A 24277-nucleotide genomic window follows, 5' to 3' on the forward strand; every position below is an offset into this window, starting at 1 on the left:
CCTTCGATATATCCTTCCAATCGATCACCGAATGCCCTCGTCCGTCGCTTCCCCCGGCGGCGGTGCCGGCTCGCAAGATTATACAATCGCCGTATGGTGCGCCGTTCGCTGGGGAGTTGGGGCGACGCAGGAACGATCAGGGGAAGGGAGCGCATGCCGACAGACGCCACACATCCGGATCCACGGGTCGCCGTGTTGATTCCTTGCTTCAATGAAGCGCTGGCGATCGCCCAAGTCGTGCGTGACTTTCGCGCCGCGCTTCCGCAGGCAACCGTCTACGTATTCGATAACGCGTCGACAGATCGCACCGCCGAGGTCGCCGAAACCGCCGGTGCGCTCGTGCGAACGGTAGGTCTACGCGGCAAAGGCAACGTCGTACGTCGCATGTTCGCCGATGTCGACGCCGACCTCTACGTGCTGGTCGATGGCGACGCGACCTATCACGCCGCCAGCGCCCCGGCCATGATCGCACGCCTGCTCGGTGAAGGCGCCGATATGGTGGTTGGAGCACGCAAGGACGAGAGCGTCCACGCATACCGGAGCGGCCATCGGCTGGGCAACCGCTTGCTGACGGGCTGCGTCGCCGCAATCTTCGGCGGCACGTTCACCGACATGTTGTCGGGATATCGGGTCTTTACCCGCCGCTACGTCAAGTCCTTCCCCGCCCTATCCGCAGGTTTCGAAACGGAAACCGAACTGACCGTGCATGCACTCGAACTACGTATGCCGTGGTGCGAGATGGACACGCCGTACACGACCCGGCCCGAAGGCTCGGAAAGCAAGTTGTCCACATACAAGGATGGCCTGCGCATCCTGCGCATGATTCTCCGGTTGTTCGTCGCCGAACGTCCACTGCATTTTTTCGGTTTGGTGGGCGTGTTTTCCATGCTCGTAAGCGTGGCCATCGCGATACCACTGCTCACAACCTATCTCGCCACGCATGAAGTGCCGCGTCTGCCTACGGCTCTGCTTTCGACGGGCTTGGCGCTTGTGGCGACAATATCGATTGTCTGCGGCCTGATCATGGACGCGGTGACGCGGGGGCGCCGGGAGATGAAACGGTTGTTCTACCTGGGAATCGCGGGGCCCATGCGGCACGACACCGGCAAACCTCAAGCCACTCAGTCCGCCTCGTAGGCCTTCGAACCCTCTACCTGACCGATGACACGAGCCGGGTTGCCGACGACGATGGCTCGTGCAGGCACGCTACGCGTCACCACTGCCCCCGCCCCCACCATCGCTCGCTCGCCGATCTCCACGCTGGGCAAAATCGTCGCGCCACCTCCAATCGAGGCACCGCGACGAACGACTGTCTGTTGGAACGCCACGGAATGATCGCGTGACCGCGGAAACCGGTCGTTCGTAAACGTAACGTTGGGCCCGACGAAGACGTCGTCTTCCAGCCGCAGCCCATCCCACAACTGCACGCCGCTTTTCACGGTAACGCGGTCGCCCACGATCACGTCGTTTTCGACGAAGCAGTGCGAACAGATGTTGCAATCCTCGCCGATGGTGGCTCCCGGGAGAATCACCACGAACTGCCATACCCGCGTGCGGGGGCCGATGCGCAGGGTCTGCACATCGGCCAGGGGGTGGACGTAGGGCGCCTCGTCGGTCATTCCACCGTAACCGACTTCGCCAGGTTGCGCGGTTGATCCACGTCCGTGCCGCGCTGCACCGCCACGTGATAGGCAAGCAGTTGCATTGGGATGGTGAACACTGCCGGGGCGATCAGGTCGCCACCGCCGTCCACGCGAACCATGGCGACGTGCTCCGTGCCGTCTTCCATCTCCGCACGCTCGTCCGCAAACACGATGAGTTCACCACCGCGCGCGCGCACCTCCTGCAGGTTCGACTTCAGCTTGTCGAGCAACGGACCGTTCGGTGCCACGGCCACGATGGGCATGTTCTCGTCCACCAGCGCCAGCGGCCCATGCTTCAGCTCGCCTGCCGGGTAGGCTTCGGCGTGGATGTACGAGATTTCCTTGAGCTTCAACGAGCCTTCGAGGGCCACGGGGAACTGCGCGCCTCGACCTAGGAACAAGGCGTGCTGCTTCGCGATGAAGTGATCGGCGATCGCCAGGATCTGGGGTTCGGTCTTCAACGCGTTTTCGATGTAGCGCGGCAGTGACTGCAGTTCCTTGCAGTGCTGCAGGTAATCCGCTTCGTTCAAACCACGACGACGTCCGAGGTCCAGCGCCAGCAGCGCGAACGCCGTGAGCTGCGTCGTGAAGGCCTTGGTCGAGGCCACGCCGATTTCCGGGCCCGCGCGCGTCATCAGGCGCAGATCCGACTCGCGCACCACCGACGACTCGGGCACGTTACAGATGGCGAAGGTGGCGAGGTAGCCACGGCGGCGAGATTCGCGCATGGCGGCGAGCGTATCGGCGGTCTCACCAGACTGGGAAACCGCAACGAACAAGGTATCTTCCGGCACCACCACATCGCGATAGCGGTACTCGCTGGCAACTTCCACCACGACGGGGATGCGCGCCAACTGCTCGATCCAGTACTTGGCGACCATGCCCGCGTGATAGCTCGTGCCGCAGGCGACGACGTGAATGCCGCGCGTCTTGTCGAGGATCGGGTCGGCATCGATGCCGAAGATATTCGGCAGCACGCCATGCGGGCCGATGCGCCCTTCGAGCGTATCGGCCACGGCGCGCGGCTGCTCGAAGATTTCCTTCTGCATGTAGTGGCGATACTCGCCCCGCTCTACCGAATCTGCACTGATCTCGCTTTCATGCGCGGTACGGTCGACAGGCGTGCCGTCCAAACCGAAGACCTGGACGGTGTCGCGCGTGATCTCCACGACGTCGTCTTCTTCCAGGTACATCATCCGGTTGGTGACCTTGATCAGCGCCTGGGCATCCGAGCCCAGGAAGTGTTCGCCGATACCGATGCCAACCAGCAAGGGGCAACCACGCCGGGCACCCACGATGCGCTCCGGTTCGTCGAGGCTCATCACGGCGATGGCGTAAGCACCTTCGAGTTCTCGCACCGCGGCGGTGACGGCCTGGCGCAGCGATTTACCCGACTGCACATGCTCGTCGATCACCGCACCCATGACTTCGGTGTCGGTCTCCGAGAGAAAGGTGCGTCCCTTGGCCTTCAAGGCCTCACGCAGCGTGGCGTGGTTTTCGATAATGCCGTTATGCACGATGGCAATGCGCCCCTGCACATGCGGATGCGCGTTCTTTTCGCTGGGCACACCGTGGGTCGCCCACCGCGTATGCGCGATACCCGTGCCGCCGGGCACCGGATCGGCGTCGTAGAGCGCTTCCATCTCGCGGACTTTGCCCTTCGCTCGCACGCGGCGAATCTCGCCACCATCGGCGATAGCCATGCCCGCCGAATCGTAGCCGCGGTACTCCAGCGCTTTCAGGCCTGCGATGAGGATGGGCGCGATATCGCGCTGCGCAACAGCGGCAACGATTCCACACATGGCGTTCTTCCTGTTCCTTAATTGACTTTGCGACGCAGGTAATTGAGCAGGTCGATCCGGGTGATCAATCCAAGGAACTGCTCGCCGTTGACGACGATGGCGACATGGCCTTTCTCGAAGACCGGCAGCAGGGCGTCGATCGGCGCGGTGACCTGCAGCATCTCGGGCGACGCCATCATGGCGGTGGACACCGGATCGCGGAATTTCGCGCTATCGGCATGCACGTGCAGCAGTACATCGGACTCGTCGAGGATGCCGACGATACGATCGTCTTCCATCACCGGGAGCTGCGACACGTCGTACAGCTTCATACGGTTGTAGGCGGTGATGAGCATGTCCTGCGGCTTGATCACCACCGTGTCACGCTGGGCGTACGGGCGCAGGATGAGGTCGCGCAGGTCGCCGTACTGTTCGCGCTCGAGAAAGCCGTTGTCGAGCATCCAATAGTCGTTGTACATCTTCGACAGGTACTTGTTGCCCGTATCGCAGACGAGGGTCACGACGCGCTTGGGCTCGGTCTGCTCACGGCAGAATTTCAAAGCCGCAGCGAGCAACGTACCCGTGGACGACCCGCCAAGCACACCCTCCTTCGACAGGAGTTCGCGAGCGGCAAGGAAACTCTCCTTGTCGCTGATCGCATAGGCCTTCTTCACCATCGAGAAATCGCTGATCGAGGGGAGGAAATCCTCGCCGATGCCTTCCACCATCCAACTGCCCGACTTCTCCGAGAGCGTGCCCTCGTTGATGTACTGGGCAAGGATCGAGCCCACGGGATCGGCAAGGACGATCTCCGTGTTCGGCGAGTGCTCGCGCAGATAGGCCGTAAGGCCGCTCATCGTGCCGGACGAACCGCAGCCGACGACGATGGCATCGACCTTGCCGTCGAGCTGCTCGAGGATCTCGGGCCCGGTGGTCTGCACGTGCGCCAATGGATTGTCCGGATTACCGAACTGGTTGATGAAATAGGCTCCAGGCGTTTCACGCGCGATGCGCTCGGCCATGTCCTGGTAGTACTCCGGGTGACCCTTGGCGACATCCGACCGCGTGAGCACCACCTCGGCGCCCATCGCCTTGAGGTTGAAGATCTTTTCGCGACTCATCTTGTCCGGCACGACGAGCACCAACCGATAACCCTTCTGCTGCGCTACAAGCGCAAGACCCAGGCCAGTATTGCCGGCGGTACCTTCCACCAGGGTGTCGCCTGGCTTGATCTTGCCGGCGCGTTCGGCGCCTTCGATCATCGAACGGCCGATACGATCCTTGACCGAACCGCCCGGATTGGCGCTTTCCAGCTTCAAGAACAGTTCGCAACAGCCCGTATCCAGGCGCTGAGCGCGCACCATCGGGGTGCGGCCGATCAGTTCGAGGACGCTGTCATGAACACTCATTGGGACTCCATGGTTGATCCGGCGCAGCCCCTTCGACCGCGCCCGTGGGACGACATGATAAAGGGTGCGCCACTGAATCGATGCCGGCTTCTCGGCCGAGCCAAAACGGTGTATGGACCACATCGGCTGATCCACGTTCCCCTCGGGACCAAAAAAACGGGCGCCTCGCGGCGCCCGTCTTGGTTATGCATGACCCGGCCAGGTCAGTGTCGCGACTTCTGCCAGGTCTCCCACATTCGTTGGAGTTGTTCCTTCGCCTGCAGCTTTTCCCGTTTCATCTGGGTCAGGGCCTCGTCGCCGAGCGCCAGGCATCCTCGGCCGGCGTCTTCGAGCTTGGAATCGAGTTCCTTGTGACGGAAGTAGAGACGACGAATCTCGGCATCGGCATGGATGAACTTTTCGACGTCGTCACGCTGCTGGTTTTCGAACATATCGATCTCCTCGCGGTGGGATCGGTCCGCGGCGCGGACCGGTCGTGAGGGGAGCCATGCGGGCACGATCCGCGCATCGACGAGATGGATGGAACGCGATGCCATGTGCCTGGGTGAACGTACGCATGCTCCGGCAGGGCCGCCACGTGTTTTTTCCGTGACGGGAGACCGAAGCTACTCCGCTGCATCGGGGGGTGCAAGAGCCACATGCCGAAAAAACAGTTGCTGCCGCAACGATTTACGAAGCAGCTTCCGAATACGAAAAAGCCGCGCAGGATAGCCCTGCGCGGCTCTGTGGCTGGCTCCCACGGGGGCGGCAGCTTTGCTGGCGGCCTCCCCTGCGGCGGCGTGGCCCGCAGGGGCTCGGGCTCAGTTACCGCCCTTCTTCGGCTTCTTCGTCGCCGGGGTGGTGGATGCCGGCGCGCCGCCGTCGGTCGAGTTCATGTCGCGCATGGCCCGCGCGGCAGCCTCGGCCAGCGCGGCCTGCTTCTTCGCCGCATTGGCCACCTTGGCCTGGGCGGCGGCAACCTGACGGGCCTTCTCGCCTTCGGCCTTGGCCTGATCCAGCGCCTGCGAGTATTCAAGGCCCTGCTGCTGCAGACGCGCGGCTTCCTCTTGGATCATCTGATTCTGCATGCGCTGCTGTTCGAGCTGGCGGCGCGCCATCTCGGCATCGAGCCGGCTGGCCTCGAGCAGGATGGCGTCGTGCTCGCGGTCAAGCTGGGCGCTTTTGGCCTGGGCGTCCTGGTACTGCGCCATGGCCTTGGCGATGTCCACCCGGCGCTCGGCGATGTACAGGTAGTGCGCGTGTTGCTTGTCCTTGGGCTTGAACTGAGCCATCTGGTTGATGGCTTCGCGGGCCCGGGCCTGCTCGGCCTGGGCGTAGCCGCCCAAGGTCGGGTCGGACGAGAGCTGGTCGAGGCTCGAATTCAGGCGCCGGACATCGAGATCGTCGGTGGCGGCCATGGCCGAACTCGCGGCCACGGCAAGCACCAGCGCGGAAAGGAAGGTGGTGTAGCGCTTCATCACTGGCCTCCCTGGTGGTCGTTCAAGGGCTGGGTCTCACCGCCGACGGGCGGTGGCGTGGCGTCGGTGGGCTCGGGCAGCACGGTCTCCGATTCCTGCACGTTGTTCGGAATGGGCACCGTGTCGTTGGCGTGGTTGTCGATCATCTCCACGCGCATGCGCGAGTTTTCCTTGCTCTTGGCGGAGTTCTGCGCACGGGCAGCGCCAAGACGGGCCTTCGCCCGCGCCAGTTCGCTGTCGGCCCGAGACTCGTCGGCGAGCAGGGCCGCCTCTTCGTACTTGCGGCTCGCCATGGCCGCCTGGGCCTGGCGGAACTTGCTCTGGGCGTAATCGAGATCGACCGGCGCATAATCGGCCGCTCCGGCGTCTCGCGCGGCCTGTAGCTGGGCGAGGGCCTGGTTCATGGTGCCGTCGGGCGGGGGCACGCTGGCGCAGCCAGCGAGAGTGGCAATAGCCAGGGCCAATGTAGCCAGGCCGATGAGCCGGCGGCCCCGGGAAAGGGCTTTCGACGGCAAGTTGTGCACCATCACTCGTTCCTCTTACAGATTTGCGAGATATTGTCGATATACAGGTCAGGTGAGACCGTCTTCTCGATTGTAATGCGAACGCCCGGGGGTTTAGGTGGATATCGGTTATTTCCTCAAGCTGATGGTGGACAAGGGGGCGTCGGACATGTTCCTGACGACCGGTGCCCCGGTGAACATCAAGGTGGAGGGCAAGCTTTACCCGCTCGGAAATACCGGCCTGCCCAGCGGCATGGTCAAGAAAATCGCCTATTCCCTGATGGATGAGGGTCAAGTGCCGCAGTTCGAGCGCGACCTCGAACTGAACATGGCTCTGGCGGTGAAGGAGGCGGGCCGCTTCCGCATCAACGTGTTCAAGCAGCGCGGCGAGATCGGCATGGTCATCCGCGCCATCAAGAGCGAGATCCCGTCGCTGGAAGAACTGCGGCTGCCGACGATCTTCCGCGACCTGATCATGGAGCCGCGCGGCCTGATTCTCGTCGTGGGCGCCACCGGCTCGGGCAAGTCCACCACCCTGGCGGCGATGCTCGACCACCGCAACAGCAACAGCTCGGGTCACATCCTCACCATCGAGGACCCGATCGAATACCTGCACCGGCATAAGCGGTCCATCGTGAACCAGCGCGAGGTGGGGCTGGATACCCACAGCTATCACGAGGCGCTGAAGAACGCGATGCGCGAGGCGCCGGACGTCATCATGATCGGCGAGATCCGCGACACGGACACCATGGAGGCGGCGATCTCCTTCTCGGAAACCGGCCATCTCTGCCTGGCGACCCTGCACTCGAACAACGCCGACCAGACGCTGGAGCGCATCCTCAACTTCTTCCCCGAGTCGGCGCACAAGAACGTGCTGATGAACCTCGCCCTGAACCTGCGCGCGGTCATCAGCCAGCGCCTGGTCATCGGCAAGGACGGGCGCCGCATGCCGGCGACCGAGGTGCTGCTCAATACGCCGCTGATCCGCGACATGATCCGCCGCGGCCAGATCCACGAGGTGAAGGACGCCATGGACCGCAGCCTGCAGGAAGGCATGCAGACCTTCGACCAGTCGCTCTATCGCCTCTACAAGGACGGCCTGATCACGCTGGACGAGTGCCTCAACAAGGCCGACTCCCGCGATGGCCTGGCGCTCAAGATCCGTCTTTCCGAGGGTTCCTCGGGTAACGAGTTCGCGTCGAGCGATCCGTACGGCATCGGGGTCTGATCGCCGGTGCGGGGGCCCCGGTGCGAAACCCACGAAGCAAAGGTAGGAGCCAACCTGGTGGCGAAAAGCCAATGAAGCGGTGTAGCCGCGAGGCAAGCTCCCATCGCCAGCAGGCTGGCTCCCACCGGCAAGTTCCCTCGCCGCCATGGCGGCTCCCACACAGTGGTGTGGCAGGGTCTACATGCTCTTCGGCGCGTCGGGCTGGGCTTCGGGTGCGGCCTTGCGAAAGGCATCCAGCGTCTGGCACGCCTCGACCACCCGCCGAATCGTCGGATACGGGGCCAGATCGACGCCCCAACGCACGGCGTTGTAGAACTGTGGCACCAGACAGGCATCCGCCAGCGTCGGCGTGTCGCCGTAGCTGAAGCGGCCAGATGTCCCGTCGCTCATGACTTGCTCGATCCCGTCGAAGCCATGCTTGATCCAGCGCCGCGACCAGGCTTCCTTGGCCGCCGGATCGGCCCCGAACTCGGTTTCGATTGCCTTCAAGACGCGCAAGTTGCCCAAGGGATGGATGTCCGCGCCCACGGCCTGCATCAGCTCCCGGACCTTCGCCCTGCCCGCCGGGTCGACTGGCATCAGAGCCGGCGTCGGCCGGGTCTCGTCCAGGTACTCCATGATCGCCATGGACTGGCGCACCACGCGGTCCCCGTCGAGCAGAGTCGGAAGCTGTGCCTGCGGTGACACCGCTCGATAGGCCGGCTTCAGGTGCTCTCCACCCTCGTTGACGAGGTGCACAGGCCGGGCTTCATAGTCGAGCCCCTTCAGGTTCAGCACGATGCGCACACGGTACGCGGCGCTGGAGCGCCAGTAGGTGTAGAGAACGAGGGACATGCTCACCTTCCTTCCGAGTCGCCGCGAATTCTAGCGGGACGCACGCTACAAGCCTTGCCGCACCGCCGCGTGGCGTACCTGCCGATTTGCACGGATCCACCCGACCCAAGGACAATCGCTCATTCGCCATCCCACGAGCTGGAGCCCAACGTGTCCGTCATCCGCATGCAAGACCTCGACCTGCGCGGCAAGCGCGTGCTGATCCGCGAGGACCTCAACGTCCCCGTGGAAAACGGAAAGATCACCTCCACCCAGCGCCTCGACGCATCGCTGCCGACCATCGTCGCCGCACGCGACGCCGGCGCGAAGGTGATGGTGATGTCTCACCTCGGCCGACCGAAGGAAGGCCAGTTCGATGAGGCGTCATCGCTCAAGCCGGTGGCCGAATGGCTGGGCAAGAAGCTGGGTAAGGACGTGCGGCTTGTCCGCGATTACCTCGGTGGCGTCGACGTCGCCGATGGCGAGGTCGTGGTGCTCGAAAACTGCCGTATGAACGTCGGCGAAGGCAAAGACGACGAAGCGCTCGCCAAGCAGTACGCTGCGCTGTGCGATGTGTTCGTCATGGATGCCTTCGGCACGGCTCATCGTGCGCAGGCATCCACCCATGGCGTCATCCGCTTTGCTCCGATCGCGGCCGCCGGTCCGCTGCTGGCGAAGGAATTGGACGCGCTCGGCAAGGCACTCGAGAATCCCGATCACCCACTGCTGGCGATCGTCGCGGGTTCCAAGGTCTCCACCAAACTCGAACTGCTGCAGAACCTCGTCGGCCGCGTCGATCAGCTCATCGTGGGTGGCGGCATCGCCAACACGTTCATCCTCGCAGCGGGTCACAAGGTCGGCAAGTCGCTCGTCGAAGCCGATCTCCTGGACACGGCGAAGCGCATCATGGCCGACGCGACCTCGCGCGGTGCCGACGTGCCCGTGCCCACCGACGTCGTAGTGGCGACCGAGTTCTCCGCCACGGCCAAGGCCACGGTCAAACCCGTGGACCAGGTCGGTGACGACGAAATGATCCTCGACATTGGCCCCGATACCGCAAAGCGCTATGCCGACCTGATCGCAAAGGCCGGTACGGTGGTGTGGAATGGTCCGGTCGGCGTGTTCGAATTCGATGCCTTCGGCAAGGGCACGGAAACGCTGGCCCGCGCCATCGCCGCGTCGAAGGCCTTCTCGATCGCTGGCGGCGGCGACACCCTTGCCGCGGTCGACAAGTACGGCATCGAAGACGGCGTCTCCTACATCTCCACCGGCGGCGGCGCGTTCCTGGAATTCCTCGAAGGCAAGGAGCTTCCGGCCGTAGCAGCGCTCAAGGCGCGGGCGGAATCGGTCTGATGCTCATCCTCTTCGACCTCGATGGCACGCTCATCGATTCGGAACTTGGCATCCTTGCCGGCGTTCGGCACTCGCTGGCGAGCGTCGGCGCGGAGGCACCCGACGACGCGGTGCTCCGTTCGTGGATCGGGCCACCACTGCGCGTCAGTTTCGGCCAGGTGCTCGACGGCGATAGCGAGCGTGTGGAAGCCGCGGTCGCCGCGTACTCGCAGCGCTTCCGCGAGGTGGGCTGGTCCGAGCACACCGTCTATGACGGCGTGCCCGAGCTGATCGCGACGCTCGCCGATGCCGGACACCGGCTGGCGGTGGTGACGAGCAAGGTGCGCGCTCATGCCGAACCGATCCTCGCCCACCTTCCGTTTGGTGCGGCCTTCGAGCGGATCTACGCGCCGGGTCCGGCATCGGCCCATAGCGAGAAGGCCGAAATGATCGCCGCCGCCCTCGCCGACTTCGGCCATCCCACCGAAGAGACGATCATGGTCGGCGATCGCCGCTTCGACATGGAAGGCGCCGTCGCCAATGACGTGAGAGGCATCGGTGTGCTTTGGGGCTTCGGCGATCGCGAGGAACTCGAAGCCTCGGGTGCATGGAAGCTGGTGCAGGCGCCGGAAGAAATCGCCTTGCTCGCTGCAGAGGTATTGGCGGGCTGATCTGCGTCCCGCGCCTGCATTGACCGACAGAGACATTCGGTCACCGGCGATACCTACCGAAAATGAGCGCGACTACCGTCCAGGGTCGCGCTCACTACTCGGAAGCTCGCTGATGCGTCTACGCTACGTCGCCCTCGCCCTGGCCGGCTATGCCCTCGGCATGGCCCTCGCTCCGTCGGCCAAGGCCGACCACACGCCCTCCTCCTGGACCCCGCCGCTGGCGCGCGAGCTGCACGAGACCCAGCGTCACAGCGAACCCAGCACCCGCCCTCGCTTCGATGGCGTGCGGCGCCCTGGTGCCGCCGCGCGATGGATCACAGAGGCGGCACTGATGACGCTGCAAGCGACCGGCATCATCAGCGGTGGTGGGCGCGACGACACGGCGGACGTCGGGCGGATTCCTCCGCGTTTCCCAAACGACCCGCAAAGAAATCCGAACTGGATCCAGGGACACATCCGTTAGCGTCACTCACTCGCGACCGCACGCTTCATCGCCGCCGTGAAATGAGGCATCAGCACCTCGTTGCCGTAGGCACTGAGGTGGTCACCGTCGAAGAACAACGGGCGGCCGTTCAAGAAAGCTGAGCATTCCTTTGCCGGTGGACAAAGCGCTTCCCCGGGATCGAAGAGGGTGACGCCGTCGTCGCCCTCTGCCAGCTCCTTCAACGCCTGAACGACAGGCGCGCGCAGTGCAAGAAATTCGTCCCGATCGATCCCCATGCCACCAGCGCATATTTCGTTGGACTGCGTCCACCAGTCGACGCAACGGAACGGCGGCGCTTTCAATATCGGCGTCGGCAATGGGAGGACCACTTTTGCGCCGGTCGATCGGATGCGCCTGATGACTGCGCGAGCCTCATCCCTGGTCTCGTCAGCAGTTCGGTCAGAGGCAACCTGGCCGTCTGCCATGGGCAGCGTTGCCCATTGGTCTACGAATCTGGGAAGGCGCAACGACGGAAGAAACACCACATCGCCTCGTCCTAAGCCTGCCTCGAGGCTGGATAGCGAGGCATTAGACTGTGCTCGGCAGGTCTCCGCGGCTTCGCGCCATGGCTGCAGGCTCACTAGGGGACATCCTGCATGGGTATATACCACGACCTCCGCACCGGTATGCAGCGCATAGGCGGCGAAGGCCGGACCGTAAGCGCGCGCATGAGAGTCACCGGCGGCAAAGACACGAGGACCGCGCGCTACGCCCTCACAACTGGCGCGATAAACGATGTGCTTTCCTGCGTCGCCGCCCAAGTATTCGGGCGCCACTGTGCATCCACGATCATTCACCAACCGCTGCCTCTTTGACGGGTACCAGTCATCCTGATGACGGGAAACGGTGCTGAATGAAAAGCTCGCCCGATAAAGCTCCATTCCACGAACCAACGTCGCTCCTGTGAGCGCCATGACAAACGTCGCAGCGATCGCATGCACTCCTCGCTCGTTTGCAAACGACCCCGCGCGGAACGGTCGTTCCACCCACCGGAACGACAACCAGGCCAGGGCGAACGACAATCCCACGGCGCCAACGCATGCTCCGATCCCAGACAAGCCGACCGTCCATCTAAACAAGACAAACACGGGCCAGTGCCATAAATATAGCGAGTAGGACATTCGTCCGAGATAGATCAGGGGGCGAACGAGCACGGGGAGCGTATCAGTCGCAGAAGGCGCTCGCTGATGGAAAGCGGCAATAAGTATGGCGGTGGCAATAGCAGAGATCACAGAAGCATGAAACGCTGACTCAGTCGACCCCGACCATGTAAACGTCCAGACAAGTAGAGCGAATGCGACGGCCGAGCCACCCCACCTCACGGTGACGCCAGAGAACCTACCGACCGTGCTGACGTCGGCCTCATGCCTCAGCGCCAACGACAAGAAGACGCCTACCCCAAGCTCCCAGAAGCGGGTGGCTAGAAGGTAATAACCTTCCGGCCGACCCTTTGCATGCATCGATAGAGCGAAGGCAAACGATGCAGCGGACGTGGCCACGAGAAGTGCGAGACAAAGAACGCGTGCACGGCCACCGAGAAGCCAGAGCCACAACAAGAGCGGAAAGAGCAGATAGAACTGCTCCTCCACGCCCAGGGACCACGTGTGTGTAAACGGATTGAATTCCGCCCGCGGTGAGAAATAGCCGTTATCGCCCTTCGCCAGCAGGACGTTGCCAACGCCGAAGAAGGCGTATCGGCCCGTGCGGGGAATGTCGTCGCTCAACCAGGACGGCGGAATCCATAACGCCGAGGCTAAGGAGACCACCGTGAGGCACACGAACAGCGGCGGTGCAATACGCCGAAGGCGCCGGGCAACGAACGCCACGGCAAGCGCCTTGAAAGAGCCACTCGCCCGGGCGAGCACGGAATGACAGACCACGAATCCGGAGATAACAAAGAAGACGTCTACGCCAGCAAATCCACCCGGCAGCGCGCGAGCATCGAGGTGATATGTGAGCACTGCTAAGACCGCTAGTGCTCGAAGAACGTCGACGTGTGGGAAATACGCGACTGGCGATGATGGCGTCGTCATGACGTAAAGCTCCTTGGATTAGGGAAGCGTAGCAGCTACGTGCTCAGCGACGAAGCGCGATGCATCGCGTTGCATGGTGTCGTAACGACCTACCCGCGTAAGCGGCCGTCGCGCATCTTGCCCACTGCAAAGACCTATTCGTAGTTCCGCGAATGCTTCGTAAGTTGCCATGACTTCATCCGAAGTCCTGAAACGAGGAGAACGCATTGAACTTGGACAAGCGAGCCGCATGGGCCGTCATTTTCCTGGTGTTCGGCCTGCTGGATACCGGCGCCGCTGAGGCAGCAACGCTACGCACCGGTGAGTCAATGAGCCCCGGACAGAAGCTGTACTCAGATACCGGACGTTATTTCGCCACGCTCCAGACGGATGGAAATTTCATCGTCTATCGCGATGACGGGCACGTCATATGGGCAACCTATACCCATGGCCGCGGCGTGGTCAGGGCAACGATGCAGACGGACGGCAATTTCGTCCTCTACGACAGCAACAACCACCCCGTGTGGTCCACGGGAACACGCGGCGCCTGGCACATGTTCAGCGTCAGCGAGTACGGGCAAGCGATGGTACTGACCGTGCAGGACTGGTGGCAGACAAGAACGGGCAACCCGCGTCTGGCCCAGGGCAATCCTCTGATCTTCCCTTATCAGTTCGTTTTCCAACCCGGGCAGATGCACAGTACCGGTGGACCACATTCAGTGACGTTCCAGACGGACGGCAACCTGGTGGTATCACGGTTTGGTCAACCTATCTGGAGTTCCCATACGCCACGGGCCACGCAAGCAAGCGTCGCCTATGGTTTATACATTTCCGACGGTGGCATCACGCGCTTTCAAGCACCAGCACGATATAAACCTGTCCCGTCGCCCGGTACGGCGCTCGAATTCACGCTTGGCTACGTTGCCCTTTTCCCTGATGGCAACCTTGTTGCCTACCGAGCGGTGCCGGTCTGGACCGCAGCACATGACCACATTCCCCTCCGTGAACGGCCGAAGATCCCCCACTGTGTCGGCGACCCGATAAAGTGCGGGACGAACAGCATTCGGCGCGGCTGGAAGTAACGCAAAAAACGAGGCCCCCTTCGGGGGCCTCATCACATCACTTACTTGATCACGCTCTTCACCGCGTCCACCACCGCCGTGGTGGTGATGCCGAAGTGTTCGTAGAGCTTGTCGATCGGGGCCGAAGCACCATAGGTGCTCATGCCGATGGCCTTGCCATCGAGGCCGATGTACTTGAACCAGAAGTCCACGCTGGCGGCTTCCACAGCCACGCGAGCGCGGCACCAGGACGGCAGCACACCTTCGCGATATTCGACCGGCTGTGCGTCGAATTCTTCCGTGCAAGGCATCGACACGACGCGGACCGGAATGCCCTGGTCATTGAGCGCCTGTGCCGCTTCGACCGCCATGCCCACTTCCGAGCCCGTCGCGATGATGATCGCCTTGAACGTGTCGGCAGCTTCCCAGAGCACGTAGCCGCCCTTCTCGATGTCGGCGACCTGCTGTTCCGTACGCGGATTGTGCTTGAGGTTCTGGCGCGAAAAGATCAGGCACGACGGATTGCCTGCGCGCTCGATCGCCTTCTTCCACGACACCGCCGATTCCACGGCGTCGGCGGGACGCCACACGCGGTTGTTCGGGATGAGGCGCAGCGAACCCAGGTGCTCCACCGGCTGATGCGTCGGGCCATCTTCACCCAGGCCGATCGAATCATGCGTGTAGACGTGAATCGCATGGGCAGGAATCAGCGCGGACATGCGCACGGCGTTGCGCGCGTAATCCGAGAAGGTGAGGAACGTGGCGTCGTACGGAATGAAGCCGCCGTGCAGCGCCAGGCCGTTCGAGATCGCGCTCATGCCGAACTCGCGCACGCCGTAGTGAATGTAGTTGCCTTCCGCGCCCGCCGTGGCGACGTTCTTCGAGCCCTTCCAGATGGTGAGGTTGGACGGAGCAAGGTCAGCCGAACCACCGATGAGTTCCGGCAGCAGCGGGCCGAAGGCATCAAGAGCCATCTGCGACGCCTTACGCGACGCGACGACCGGGCCTTCGGCCTGCATCTTGCGCACATAGGCTTCGGCGCCTTCCTTCCAGTTCGCAGGCAGTTCGCCGGACGTGCGACGCTTGAATTCGTCGGCGAGTTCCGGGAACGCCTTGGCATAGGCAGCGAACTGCTCGTTCCAGGCGCCTTCGAGCTTTGCGCCCGTTTCCTTCGCGCTCCACGATGCGTAGATCTCTTCGGGAATCTCGAACGGGCCGTACTTCCAGCCGAGCTTCTCGCGCGCGGCCTTGACTTCGTCCGGACCCAGCGGCGCACCGTGCGACGACTCCTTGCCTTCCTTGTTGGGCGCACCGAAACCGATCACCGTCTTGCAGATGACCAGCGTGGGCTTCTCGCTCTGCGAGGTAGCTGCCGTGATCGCCTTCTTGATGGCTTCCGCGTCATGACCGTCGACCGGCTTGCCGTCGTCGCCCAGCACCACGTTCCAACCGTAGGCGCGAAAACGTGCCGGCGTGTCGTCGGTAAACCAGTCGTGGACTTCGCCGTCGATCGAGATGCCGTTGTCGTCGTAGATCGCCACGAGCTTGCCGAGCTTCAACGTGCCGGCGAGCGAGCAGGCCTCGTGCGAGATGCCTTCCATGAGGCAACCGTCACCCACGAACACAAAGGTGTGGTGATCGACGATGTCGTGGCCAGGGCGATTGAAGCGCGCAGCCAGGACCTTCTCGGCCAGCGCGAAGCCGACGGCGTTGGCGAGGCCCTGGCCCAGCGGGCCGGTGGTCGTCTCGACGCCAGGCGTGTGGTGGTATTCCGGATGACCGGCGGTGCGATAACCCAGCTGGCGGAAGTGCTTGAGATCCTCGATGCCGAGGTCGTAGCCGGTCAGGTGCAGAAGCGCGTACTGGAGCATCGAACCGTGACCGTTCGACAGAATGAAGCGGTCGCGATTGGGCCAGTGCGGGTTGGTCGGATTGTGGTGCAGGAAATCCCCCCACAGAACCTCGGCGATATCGGCCATGCCCATGGGCATGCCGGGGTGGCCGGACTTGGCGGCTTCCACACCATCCATGGCCAGGGCGCGGATCGCGTTTGCGCGTTCGCGGCGTGTCGTCATCGGCATTCTCCAGTTAGCAGGCTCGGAAAAACCCCGATTGTCGCGCATTGCTGCCCGGCTGTCGTGGACGTTCACGCTGTGTCGTGGAAGTTAACCAGCCCTTAATCTTTCAACACCGTTTTTTGAATTTCTTCAGGTAAGGGCGGTTCTAATCGACCACGGTCATCGTCCTTCCCCCTCCCCACACGGGCGGTGGCCGCCCCGAAAAGAAGAGGAACATCCCCATGAAAAAGGCAGCTCTTGCCCTTGCGGTTTCTTGCGTCTCGTTTGCGGCCATTCCGGCCTTTGCACAGGACAACACCGCCGTCTCCGGCAATTACCAGCCCAGCCAGTCGGTCGGCAGCGGCAACTGGTTCATCGGCGCCAACGTGGGTCGTACCAACGGTAGCGACACCGGCGGTTTCGGCAGCAACACCAGCGGATTCAACTTCCTCCACGGCGAAAAGGGCCGTCGCACCGGTTACGGTCTGCTTGGCGGTTATCGCTGGAAGGTCGGTCCGGATCTCGGCCTCGGCGTCGAGGCGGGCTATGCCGATCTCGGCAACTATCGCGTGAAGAACGCCTTCGAGTCGGATCAGGACGTGAACCAGAAGTCGACGCGCAATGCGCTGCGCGGCTGGATGGTCGGCGTCAACGGCAAGATCAACCTCGTGCCGCAGTGGTACATCAGCGCGCACGGCGGCTACTTCCGCGCCAACGACAACAACCAGAACTACAACAACAGCGTCGGTCAGGACCTCGGCTTCTCCAGCGGCGGCCGTGCCGATCGCGGTAGCTGGTACGCCGGCCTGGGTACCGGTTGGGACGTCAACGAGCACTTCGGCGTGGGCGTGAGCTACGACTACTTCCATGCCGACGCGGGCAAGGTGCGCAACAACGCCACCGGCGAGGTGTCGCGCGGCCTGAAGCGCTCCACGGGCATCGTCTCGCTCGCTGGCGAATACCGCTTCTAATTCAAAACTTTACAACCTTCAACGATTAAGCCACGGCGCCACCCCCGCCGTGGCTTAATCGTTTCTTAATACTGAACTCATCGGTATTGAATCCCTGCGGACGCGCCCAATCTAAGGGAGACGCTCGGCACCCCGGCCGCGCGTCAGCGCTGGCGGCGTCCCCCATGGCCCCGCGCCGAACAAGAACAAGCAGGAGAGATCCACCATGAAGAAGACCCTTATTGCCCTCGCCCTCGTTGCGGCCGGCATGGCTGCGGCGCCCGCTTTCGCGCAGGACGCGAACGGTGCCGGCGGTTGGTTTGTCAACGGCAACGTCGGCCGTACCTCGGTCGACAAGGGCCGTTACGACGGCCACGACACGGGTTACGCCTTGAACGGCGGCTACCGCTGGGCCGTGAGCCCGTGGGCGGCGCTCGGCGTCGAAGCCGGCTACAACGACCTTGGCAACATCAACGCGAAAAACTTCTTCAACGGCGACCGCGTCGTCGACCGCCGCAAGTCGGAACTGCACGGCTGGACGGCTGGCTTGAACGGCCACTTCAACATCGACCCGCAGTGGTACATCAGCGCGCGAGCCGGTATCTATGGCTGGAAGGGTCATGGCACGAGCAACGACGACATCACGCGTCGCGACATCGACAAGACGAGCTGGTACGCCGGTGCGGGCGTGGGCTACGACTTCAGCAACAACTGGAGCCTCGGCATCAACTACGACCACTACGATGCGAAGAAGGACGGCCTGGACCTGTCGACCAACATGACCTCGATCTCGGCGGAATATCGCTTCTGATCGACGGCACACAAAGATGTGGGAGCCGCTATAGCGGCGAGAAGCCCACATAGCAGTGAAGCGGCGAGGCATAGACCTCGCCGTTTTTTATGTGTAGATGGAACCACCAGCGGCGAGGCAAGCTGGCCTCGCCGCTGTAGCGGCTCCTACTACAGCGCGATCACAGCGCGATGCTCAGCGCTTCTTCCACTGGCCCAGCGCGGCAGCGCCATTTTCCTGGGCGCGGGAGTACACGGCCTTCTGGGCTTCTGCCCAGTTCTTTTCCTTGTCCTTCGACCAGATGTTGAGCGCTTCGGCCACGAGCGCACGGCCGTAGGAGAAGCTGACCGGCCACGGGTGCGGGCCCATCTGATTGATGAGGTTGAGGTGCTCGGTGGCCTGCGTGTCGCTCTGACCGCCGGAGAGGAACACGATGCCCGGCAGCGTTGCCGGCACGCAGCTCTTCAGCACGCGAACGGTGGCTTCGGCGACCTCTTCCGGCGTGGCCTGGGCATCCTTGGGCGCGTGCTTGCCCGGGATCACCATGCTCACCTTGAGGATCGTGCCTTCCAGCATGACGTTCTGCTCATAGAGTGCGTTGAACAGGCTGCGCAGCACGGCCTCGTGCACTTCGTAGCTGACGTCGATGTCGTGCTTGCTGTCCGGGCCGTCCATCAGGATTTCCGGCTCGACCATCGGCACAAGACCCGCTTCCTGGCACAGCGCGGCATAACGCGCCAGCGCGTGCATGTTGGCTTCGATGGCGGTGGAGCTGGGGTTATCGTCGGTGATGTTGATCACCGCGCGCCACTTCGCGAACTGCGCACCGAGCTGAGCGTATTCCTTGAGGCGATCACGCAGGCCGTCGAGGCCTTCCGTGACCACGTCACCCGGAAAGCCGGCCAGCGGGACCGGACCCTTGTCGACCTTGATGCCCGCAATGATGCCGGCCTTCTTCATGGCCTCGACCATCGGCACGCCGTCCTTGGTCTTCTGGCGAATGGTCTCGTCGAACAGGATGGCGCCGGAGATGTGCTCGCCCAGATTGGGGGCGGTCAGCAGCAGTTCGCGATAAGCACGGCGGTTTTCCTCGGTATTTTCCACACCGGCGGCGTCGAACCGCTTCTTGATCGTGCCGGTCGACTCGTCGACCGCGATGATGCCCTTGCCCGTGGCCACCATCGCCTGTGCGATCTCTTCGAGGTTTTCGATGCTCATGACAACTCCGTGAAAGTAAAAGGTTTGGCCCCAAGGATCGTGCGGGGCAAGTACAAAAAGCCGGCGGAGTATAGGTGACCCGTCCGCCGAAGCCGTTGTGCGCCGCGATCAGTTGGGCTGCGTGTATCCGGGCAGTTCGCACTGCTTCATGATCGCGGCCTTGCGGGCGGGGTCTTCAGGCAGGTTGAAGCCCACCACGTAATACGTGGACACCGGTTCCCCGGTGCGATTCACACCGGACGGCGCGTAACGGAAGTCCTTCACCGCGCTGACGCCGACCTGGGCGAGATCGCCCTCGGGCACTGTCTTGGCAGCCACCACGTTCTGCGGCAAGCCGTTGGAACCGATGAGATAGGTGACCGCGACGCAACCGGGCTGGTTGAGGTTCTTGCCCGTGTTGGGCACGTCGGCGTTGACCGAGGTGTTGGTCAGGGTCCAGTAGTTCGGGAGCCGGTCGGGCGCGACGCGGCGGGTGGTCTGCGCTGCCGCGGTGCCGGCGGCGAGGAGGAGGACGGCGGCCATAGCGCCGGTACGGAAGCTGATGCGAATCATGACGCCCCTCTTTGAATGACCAGGACGCCGAGTTTACCCCCGCCCGGGGATGCGGTGCGTGTGAAATCCTGCCATTGCTGTGTGGCGGCGCCTGACGAATCGCAGGAGCCGCCACACAAGGCGCTTTAAAGATCGCGCAGGCTGTCCGCGATGCCGTCGTCGCCGATCACCAGCAGCTTCAGCGTGTTGGTACCGCCGCCCCGGCCGATGTGGTCGCCGTGGGTAAGGATCACGCGGTCGCCCTTGGTCAACTTGCCCAGCGCGAACAGGTGCTGGAGCGCGGCGCGGGCCGTGTGCGCCGGATCGAGGTTGTTCTGGGCAAAGTCCACGGGCTGCACGTCGCGCAGCACCAGCATGCGGCGGCGTGCCACGTCCGACGGCGACATCGCGTAGATCGGCACGGCGAAACGGTAGCGCGAGAGCCACTGCGCGGTGGCGCCGGATTCGGTCAGGGCGACGATGGCGCGCACGCCGACCTGAGCCGCCAGCAGCATCGCCGCGAGCGCAATGGCCTGATCGGAGCGATCGAGCGAGTGGGTGCCCGGACGCAGGTCGTCGCGCGGCTCGAACTGGCGCTCGGCACCGAGGCAGATACGGCGCATGGCCGCCACCGCCTTGTCCGGATGCGCGCCGGCTGCACTTTCCTGCGAAAGCATCACGGCGTCGGTGCCGTCGATCACCGCATTGGCGACGTCGAGCACTTCGGCGCGAGTGGGAATGGGGGCCGACACCATCGACTGCAGCATCTGCGTCGCCGTGATCACCGAGCGGTTGCGCATGACCGATTCGCGAATGATCTTCTTCTGCAGGCCCGGAAGCTCGGCATCGCCGATCTCCACGCCGAGATCGCCGCGGGCTACCATCACCACGTCCGACGCGTCGATGATCTCGCCGAGCACAGGAATCGCATCGGCACGCTCGATCTTGGAGACGATGGCGGCGTCGCCGCCCGCTTCGCGCAGGAGGCGGCGCGCCTCGTGCAGGTCTTCGGCCGAACGGACGAACGACACGGCAAGGAAATCCGCGCCCATCTCGGCGGCGAGCTTGATGTCGCTGCGGTCCTTGTCGGAGAGCGCGGCCACGCTGAGGCCGCCACCCTGGCGGTTGAGGCCCTTGCGGTCCGACAGACGGCCACCGATCGCGACCCGGCAACGGATCTCGCTGCCCACCACTTCGACCACCGCCATGGCGACGAGGCCATCATCCAGCAGCAGGATGTCGCCGGCCTTCACGTCCTTTGGCAGGTCGTAGTAGCTGACACCCACGCGATGCTGGTCGCCCGGAGGGGCGTCGGGCCGGCAATCGAGCACGAAGTCGTCACCGGTCATGAGGTCGACCGGACCGCCGGCAAACTTCTCGATGCGGATCTTCGGGCCCTGCAGGTCGGCGAGGATGCCGACTTCGCGACCCACGGCATCTGCCGCGGCGCGCACCGCGTTGGCGCGCGCGCGGTGATCGTCCGGCTTGCCGTGCGACAGGTTGAGGCGAACGATATCCACGCCCTCCTCGAGAATCTTTTCGAGCATGCCCGGCGCATCGGTGGCAGGGCCGAGGGTGGCGACGATCTTGGTGCGGCGTACCTGGATATCGGTCATCGATAATTACCTTGTCGTGAATGCGAAGGCGCGGGTCAGTCCAGCGTCTTGTTCAATAGATCGGCGAGACGCTTTGCGGCCTCGCGCAGCCGCGTCTCGGCCACCGGCAGTTGCTTCGCCACATAGGCGTCGTCGATGCGGTGGGTGGCGGGGTAGAAACCGTTCGTTGCCACGATGTCGCAGGACTCTTCTGCCCACTGCGCATAGGGCGACTCGGAAGCGTTCGTGCGCGGCAGCTTCACGGGGCCCTCGGCCGCGAGTCGATCTGCGTAGGCTTGCCACTTGAGATCGCGGGTGTAGAGCATCTGCGAGTCCCACACACGATGCAGGTTCGTGCCCTTGCCATCGAACTGCACCTGGTACTCGTTGCCGCCCTTGTCGTCGCGGTTACCCGCGTGCAGCGGCTGATGCACGTCGCCCACGAAATGAACCACGAATTTCAGGGCCTCCGCACGCTCGGCATCGGAGCGATGCCGGTCGCCGAGCACGGCGACGTACTTCTCCAGCCCGCCGACCACGCAGCGGCCATCGGCGCAGTCACGCGGCGGCACGTAGTGGCACTTGTCGTCGCGGATATCGACGTAATGCAGCGGCCCGGTCGCCTTGCCGAGGTCTTCCTTGCCAGGCATGTCGCGCAGGCGATCCGGCCAGCTCGCGATATCGGGAAGGGAGTCGTCACCGTCGGCCTTCAGCAGGCGACTGACCTCGGCGCGCGCGGCCGGGTCCAGTTGCCTCCAGGCCAGTTCGGCCACGATCCGGTGACCGAGATCGCCCCAGGCATGGACGGTGGCAGCGAAAGGAGCGATGAGAAACAGCAGGACGGCGATGCTGCGGCGCTTCAGGGCGGGATTCATGGGGACGGTAAACGTTTCCGGGCCGGACGAACGGCCAAGTGTGCCACAGCCTGACTGAGACACGGATGACATCTCGCGGCGGCGCAGCAAGCCCGGCCCCGCGACGTTCCGCTACCATGGGCGTCTGTGCCACCCGCTCCCCTTCTCGTCCGCCCATCCTTCCGGAGGCTAGCAATGACCATCAAGGTCGCCATCAACGGTTACGGTCGCATCGGTCGCAACATCCTGCGTTCGCTCTACGAGTCGAAGAAGAACGGCCAGGATATCCAGATTGTCGCCGTCAACGACCTCGGCAACGCCGAGACCAACGCCCACCTCACCCAGTACGACACGGCGCACGGCCGTTTCCCCGGTGACGTCTCGGTCGACGGTGGCGATCTGATCGTCAACGGCGATCGCATCAAGGTCTTTGCCGAGCGCGATCCGTCCAAGCTGCCGTGGGGCGAGCACGACGTCGACGTCGTCATGGAGTCCACCGGCTTCTTCACCTCCAAGGCCAAGGCCAGTGCGCACATTGCCGGTGGCGCCAAGAAGGTCATCATCTCGGCGCCTGGCGACAAGGACGTGGACGGTACCTTCGTCATGGGCGTCAACCACGACAAGCTGACCGCCCAGCACCAGGTGATCTCGAACGCGTCGTGCACCACCAACTGCCTCGCGCCGCTGGCCAAGGTCCTGCACGAGAAGATCGGTATCGTGCACGGTCTGATGACCACGATTCACGCGTACACCAACGACCAGGTGCTGACCGACGTCTACCACTCGGACCTGCGCCGCGCCCGTAGCGCTACGCACAGCCAGATCCCGACCAAGACCGGCGCTGCCGCTGCGGTCGGTCTCGTGCTGCCGGAGCTCAACGGCAAGCTCGACGGCTTCGCCATGCGCGTGCCGACGATCAACGTCTCGGTGGTCGATCTCACCTTCACGGCCGCACGCGCGACCACGAAGGAAGAAATCGACGCGGCCATCAACGAAGCCGCCAACGGCGCGCTCAAGGGCATCCTCTCGGTCAACACGCAGCCGCTGGTGTCGATCGACTTCAACCACAACCCGCACTCGTCGATCTACGACGCCACGCAGACGCGCGTCATGGAAGGCACGCTGGTGAAGGTGCTGTCGTGGTACGACAACGAGTGGGGCTTCTCGAACCGCATGCTCGACATGGCCAAGGCGCTCATGAGCGCCAAGTAAGCCGCGCTTACAACCGAATAGGTACGGCCTCGGGGGGCCCGCAGCGATGCGGGCCCCTTTTTGTTTGCTCGGAGAACCCTTCATGCGTCATCGCCTTTCTTCCGCCGCATGGCTCTGGCTTCTTCTGCCCTTGCCCGCCATGGCAACACCATGCACGTCGTCCAGCCCCACCACCGCGGAAATCATCTCTCAGGGACTGGGAGCGCCTTCCGTTCCGATCGAACGACGCCGCGAGCTGACCGACAAGCTGCTCTGCTCCGCCCTGGCAGGTAACGTGGAAAGCCAGGAAGTGGCAGGTCTCCTTTACTACGCCGGACCCGCAAGGCACGGCAACGTGCTACCCCGCGATCTCTCCCGCGCCCGCCGTCTGCTGACTGCGGCAGCCAACCGCGGACGGCGCCATGCGATGCACGTACTGGCGGAGCTGGAACTGCTCGACGGCCACGCCTACGAGGCCGCACTGTGGACGCGCGTGGAGCACGAACTGCACGGGTCCGGCCACTCACCCGCGAACACGCTGCAGCGCCGGATCGAAGCAGGCGTGTCCCCCGACCAGCGACTCGATCGGGATGTGGCACTGAAGGTGCAAACCATCCGCGAGGCGATGCTGACCGACATCACGCCATCGTCGTAGACGAGCGACACTGGCATCATGAAGGCCCGCACGTGCGGGCCT

23 protein-coding genes are annotated in these 24277 nt (G+C 63.6%); 10 read left to right on the plus strand and 13 right to left on the minus strand.

Translation table 11 applies throughout. From position 1 onward, the window contains the following. Positions 1 to 153: 153 nt before the first annotated feature. Positions 154 to 1137 carry a glycosyltransferase family 2 protein gene (locus tag IM816_RS14565; protein ID WP_250338630.1) on the plus strand — a complete coding sequence of 328 codons (984 nt, stop codon included), beginning with the start codon at positions 154 to 156 and terminating at the stop codon, positions 1135 to 1137. On the opposite strand, the gene IM816_RS18725 is transcribed toward IM816_RS14565, so the two are convergent. The 6 genes from IM816_RS18725 to IM816_RS14600 all read right to left on the minus strand — a co-directional run bounded on the left by IM816_RS18725 (position 1122) and on the right by IM816_RS14600 (position 6817). Then, positions 1122 to 1619 carry an acyltransferase gene (locus IM816_RS18725; protein ID WP_425602584.1) on the minus strand — a complete coding sequence of 166 codons (498 nt, stop codon included), beginning with the start codon at positions 1617 to 1619 and terminating at the stop codon, positions 1122 to 1124. The two genes, IM816_RS14565 and IM816_RS18725, sit on opposite strands and share 16 nt — an antisense overlap. Further along, complete coding sequence (gene glmS, locus IM816_RS14580; RefSeq protein ID WP_250338631.1) at positions 1616 to 3445, minus strand: glutamine--fructose-6-phosphate transaminase (isomerizing); 1830 nt, start codon at positions 3443 to 3445, stop codon at positions 1616 to 1618. Before glmS ends, IM816_RS18725 begins: the two co-directional genes overlap by 4 nt. A gap of 17 nt (positions 3446 to 3462) precedes the next feature. After that, positions 3463 to 4833: a pyridoxal-phosphate dependent enzyme gene (locus tag IM816_RS14585; RefSeq protein WP_072321915.1), complete on the minus strand. Its 1371-nt coding sequence runs from the start codon at positions 4831 to 4833 to the stop codon at positions 3463 to 3465. A gap of 203 nt (positions 4834 to 5036) precedes the next feature. Next, positions 5037 to 5369 carry an HP1242/YdcH family protein gene (locus IM816_RS14590; protein ID WP_343124045.1) on the minus strand — a complete coding sequence of 111 codons (333 nt, stop codon included), beginning with the start codon at positions 5367 to 5369 and terminating at the stop codon, positions 5037 to 5039. 264 nt (positions 5370 to 5633) lie between these two features. After that, the gene (locus IM816_RS14595) at positions 5634 to 6230 is read right to left on the minus strand and encodes a DUF4398 domain-containing protein (protein ID WP_345779950.1); all 597 of its coding nucleotides are present in this window, start codon (positions 6228 to 6230) and stop codon (positions 5634 to 5636) included. 59 nt (positions 6231 to 6289) lie between these two features. Further along, positions 6290 to 6817 (minus strand): DUF4398 domain-containing protein, encoded by a 528-nt coding sequence (locus tag IM816_RS14600; RefSeq protein WP_083527348.1) that lies wholly within the window; start codon positions 6815 to 6817, stop codon positions 6290 to 6292. A gap of 94 nt (positions 6818 to 6911) precedes the next feature. Between IM816_RS14600 and IM816_RS14605 the strand changes: the two genes are divergently transcribed. Then, positions 6912 to 8021 (plus strand): PilT/PilU family type 4a pilus ATPase, encoded by a 1110-nt coding sequence (locus IM816_RS14605; protein ID WP_250338633.1) that lies wholly within the window; start codon positions 6912 to 6914, stop codon positions 8019 to 8021. A gap of 177 nt (positions 8022 to 8198) precedes the next feature. Here the strand turns inward: IM816_RS14605 and maiA are convergent, their stop codons facing one another. Beyond that, a complete protein-coding gene (gene maiA, locus IM816_RS14610) occupies positions 8199 to 8855 on the minus strand; it encodes a maleylacetoacetate isomerase (RefSeq protein WP_345779951.1) in 657 nt (218 codons plus the stop codon). A gap of 150 nt (positions 8856 to 9005) precedes the next feature. Between maiA and IM816_RS14615 the strand changes: the two genes are divergently transcribed. The 3 genes from IM816_RS14615 to IM816_RS14625 all read left to right on the plus strand — a co-directional run bounded on the left by IM816_RS14615 (position 9006) and on the right by IM816_RS14625 (position 11300). Then, a complete protein-coding gene (locus tag IM816_RS14615) occupies positions 9006 to 10187 on the plus strand; it encodes a phosphoglycerate kinase (protein WP_250338635.1) in 1182 nt (393 codons plus the stop codon). Then, positions 10187 to 10837, plus strand: coding sequence for an HAD hydrolase-like protein (locus tag IM816_RS14620; protein ID WP_250338636.1), 651 nt, complete (start codon positions 10187 to 10189; stop codon positions 10835 to 10837). Before IM816_RS14615 ends, IM816_RS14620 begins: the two co-directional genes overlap by 1 nt. Positions 10838 to 10949: 112 nt before the next feature. Beyond that, positions 10950 to 11300: a hypothetical protein gene (locus IM816_RS14625; protein ID WP_250338637.1), complete on the plus strand. Its 351-nt coding sequence runs from the start codon at positions 10950 to 10952 to the stop codon at positions 11298 to 11300. A 2-nt stretch (positions 11301 to 11302) separates the two neighbouring features. Here IM816_RS14625 and IM816_RS14630 read toward each other — a convergent pair whose 3' ends face one another. Beyond that, positions 11303 to 13354 carry an acyltransferase family protein gene (locus tag IM816_RS14630; RefSeq protein ID WP_250338638.1) on the minus strand — a complete coding sequence of 684 codons (2052 nt, stop codon included), beginning with the start codon at positions 13352 to 13354 and terminating at the stop codon, positions 11303 to 11305. A gap of 206 nt (positions 13355 to 13560) precedes the next feature. On the opposite strand from IM816_RS14630, the gene IM816_RS14635 reads away from it, so the two are divergent. Next, positions 13561 to 14415 (plus strand): hypothetical protein, encoded by an 855-nt coding sequence (locus tag IM816_RS14635; protein WP_250338639.1) that lies wholly within the window; start codon positions 13561 to 13563, stop codon positions 14413 to 14415. Between the two features lie 41 nt (positions 14416 to 14456). On the opposite strand, the gene tkt is transcribed toward IM816_RS14635, so the two are convergent. Then, positions 14457 to 16469, minus strand: coding sequence for a transketolase (tkt, locus tag IM816_RS14640; RefSeq protein ID WP_250338640.1), 2013 nt, complete (start codon positions 16467 to 16469; stop codon positions 14457 to 14459). Between the two features lie 224 nt (positions 16470 to 16693). On the opposite strand from tkt, the gene IM816_RS14645 reads away from it, so the two are divergent. Both IM816_RS14645 and IM816_RS14650 read left to right on the plus strand, forming a co-directional pair. Then, complete coding sequence (locus IM816_RS14645; protein WP_072321925.1) at positions 16694 to 17422, plus strand: outer membrane protein; 729 nt, start codon at positions 16694 to 16696, stop codon at positions 17420 to 17422. A gap of 205 nt (positions 17423 to 17627) precedes the next feature. After that, positions 17628 to 18212 carry a porin family protein gene (locus tag IM816_RS14650; protein WP_250338641.1) on the plus strand — a complete coding sequence of 195 codons (585 nt, stop codon included), beginning with the start codon at positions 17628 to 17630 and terminating at the stop codon, positions 18210 to 18212. A gap of 174 nt (positions 18213 to 18386) precedes the next feature. On the opposite strand, the gene IM816_RS14655 is transcribed toward IM816_RS14650, so the two are convergent. The 4 genes from IM816_RS14655 to IM816_RS14670 all read right to left on the minus strand — a co-directional run bounded on the left by IM816_RS14655 (position 18387) and on the right by IM816_RS14670 (position 22410). Beyond that, positions 18387 to 19409, minus strand: coding sequence for a class I fructose-bisphosphate aldolase (locus tag IM816_RS14655; RefSeq protein WP_250338642.1), 1023 nt, complete (start codon positions 19407 to 19409; stop codon positions 18387 to 18389). 108 nt (positions 19410 to 19517) lie between these two features. After that, positions 19518 to 19961, minus strand: a complete 444-nt coding sequence (locus IM816_RS14660) for an energy transducer TonB (protein ID WP_250338643.1) — start codon at positions 19959 to 19961, stop codon at positions 19518 to 19520. 125 nt (positions 19962 to 20086) lie between these two features. Further along, on the minus strand, positions 20087 to 21556 hold the full coding sequence (gene pyk, locus IM816_RS14665) for a pyruvate kinase (RefSeq protein ID WP_072321929.1): 1470 nt from the start codon (positions 21554 to 21556) through the stop codon (positions 20087 to 20089). 35 nt (positions 21557 to 21591) lie between these two features. Next, positions 21592 to 22410, minus strand: a complete 819-nt coding sequence (locus IM816_RS14670; protein ID WP_250338644.1) for a S1/P1 nuclease — start codon at positions 22408 to 22410, stop codon at positions 21592 to 21594. A 174-nt stretch (positions 22411 to 22584) separates the two neighbouring features. On the opposite strand from IM816_RS14670, the gene gap reads away from it, so the two are divergent. Together gap and IM816_RS14680 are read left to right on the plus strand one after the other, a co-directional pair. Beyond that, complete coding sequence (gap, locus tag IM816_RS14675; RefSeq protein WP_072321931.1) at positions 22585 to 23601, plus strand: type I glyceraldehyde-3-phosphate dehydrogenase; 1017 nt, start codon at positions 22585 to 22587, stop codon at positions 23599 to 23601. An 82-nt stretch (positions 23602 to 23683) separates the two neighbouring features. Beyond that, positions 23684 to 24235 (plus strand): SEL1-like repeat protein, encoded by a 552-nt coding sequence (locus tag IM816_RS14680; RefSeq protein ID WP_250338645.1) that lies wholly within the window; start codon positions 23684 to 23686, stop codon positions 24233 to 24235. Positions 24236 to 24277 lie beyond the last annotated feature (42 nt).

This window comes from Luteibacter flocculans, from assembly GCF_023612255.1.
GTDB classification, from domain to species: domain Bacteria; phylum Pseudomonadota; class Gammaproteobacteria; order Xanthomonadales; family Rhodanobacteraceae; genus Luteibacter; species Luteibacter flocculans.

Coding starts and splice junctions, on each gene's coding strand:
- gap (WP_072321931.1), top strand. CDS start 22,585: ATGACCATCAAGGTCGCCATCAACGGTTACGGTCGCATCGGTCGCAAC.
- glmS (WP_250338631.1), bottom strand. CDS start 3,445: ATGTGTGGAATCGTTGCCGCTGTTGCGCAGCGCGATATCGCGCCCATC.
- IM816_RS18725 (WP_425602584.1), bottom strand. CDS start 1,619: ATGACCGACGAGGCGCCCTACGTCCACCCCCTGGCCGATGTGCAGACC.
- pyk (WP_072321929.1), bottom strand. CDS start 21,556: ATGACCGATATCCAGGTACGCCGCACCAAGATCGTCGCCACCCTCGGC.
- IM816_RS14630 (WP_250338638.1), bottom strand. CDS start 13,354: ATGACGACGCCATCATCGCCAGTCGCGTATTTCCCACACGTCGACGTT.
- IM816_RS14595 (WP_345779950.1), bottom strand. CDS start 6,230: ATGGCCGCCACCGACGATCTCGATGTCCGGCGCCTGAATTCGAGCCTC.
- tkt (WP_250338640.1), bottom strand. CDS start 16,469: ATGACGACACGCCGCGAACGCGCAAACGCGATCCGCGCCCTGGCCATG.
- IM816_RS14670 (WP_250338644.1), bottom strand. CDS start 22,410: ATGAATCCCGCCCTGAAGCGCCGCAGCATCGCCGTCCTGCTGTTTCTC.
- IM816_RS14590 (WP_343124045.1), bottom strand. CDS start 5,369: ATGGCATCGCGTTCCATCCATCTCGTCGATGCGCGGATCGTGCCCGCA.
- IM816_RS14625 (WP_250338637.1), top strand. CDS start 10,950: ATGCGTCTACGCTACGTCGCCCTCGCCCTGGCCGGCTATGCCCTCGGC.
- IM816_RS14650 (WP_250338641.1), top strand. CDS start 17,628: ATGAAGAAGACCCTTATTGCCCTCGCCCTCGTTGCGGCCGGCATGGCT.
- IM816_RS14655 (WP_250338642.1), bottom strand. CDS start 19,409: ATGAGCATCGAAAACCTCGAAGAGATCGCACAGGCGATGGTGGCCACG.
- IM816_RS14645 (WP_072321925.1), top strand. CDS start 16,694: ATGAAAAAGGCAGCTCTTGCCCTTGCGGTTTCTTGCGTCTCGTTTGCG.
- IM816_RS14660 (WP_250338643.1), bottom strand. CDS start 19,961: ATGATTCGCATCAGCTTCCGTACCGGCGCTATGGCCGCCGTCCTCCTC.
- maiA (WP_345779951.1), bottom strand. CDS start 8,855: ATGTCCCTCGTTCTCTACACCTACTGGCGCTCCAGCGCCGCGTACCGT.
- IM816_RS14600 (WP_083527348.1), bottom strand. CDS start 6,817: ATGGTGCACAACTTGCCGTCGAAAGCCCTTTCCCGGGGCCGCCGGCTC.
- IM816_RS14565 (WP_250338630.1), top strand. CDS start 154: ATGCCGACAGACGCCACACATCCGGATCCACGGGTCGCCGTGTTGATT.
- IM816_RS14620 (WP_250338636.1), top strand. CDS start 10,187: ATGCTCATCCTCTTCGACCTCGATGGCACGCTCATCGATTCGGAACTT.
- IM816_RS14680 (WP_250338645.1), top strand. CDS start 23,684: ATGCGTCATCGCCTTTCTTCCGCCGCATGGCTCTGGCTTCTTCTGCCC.
- IM816_RS14585 (WP_072321915.1), bottom strand. CDS start 4,833: ATGAGTGTTCATGACAGCGTCCTCGAACTGATCGGCCGCACCCCGATG.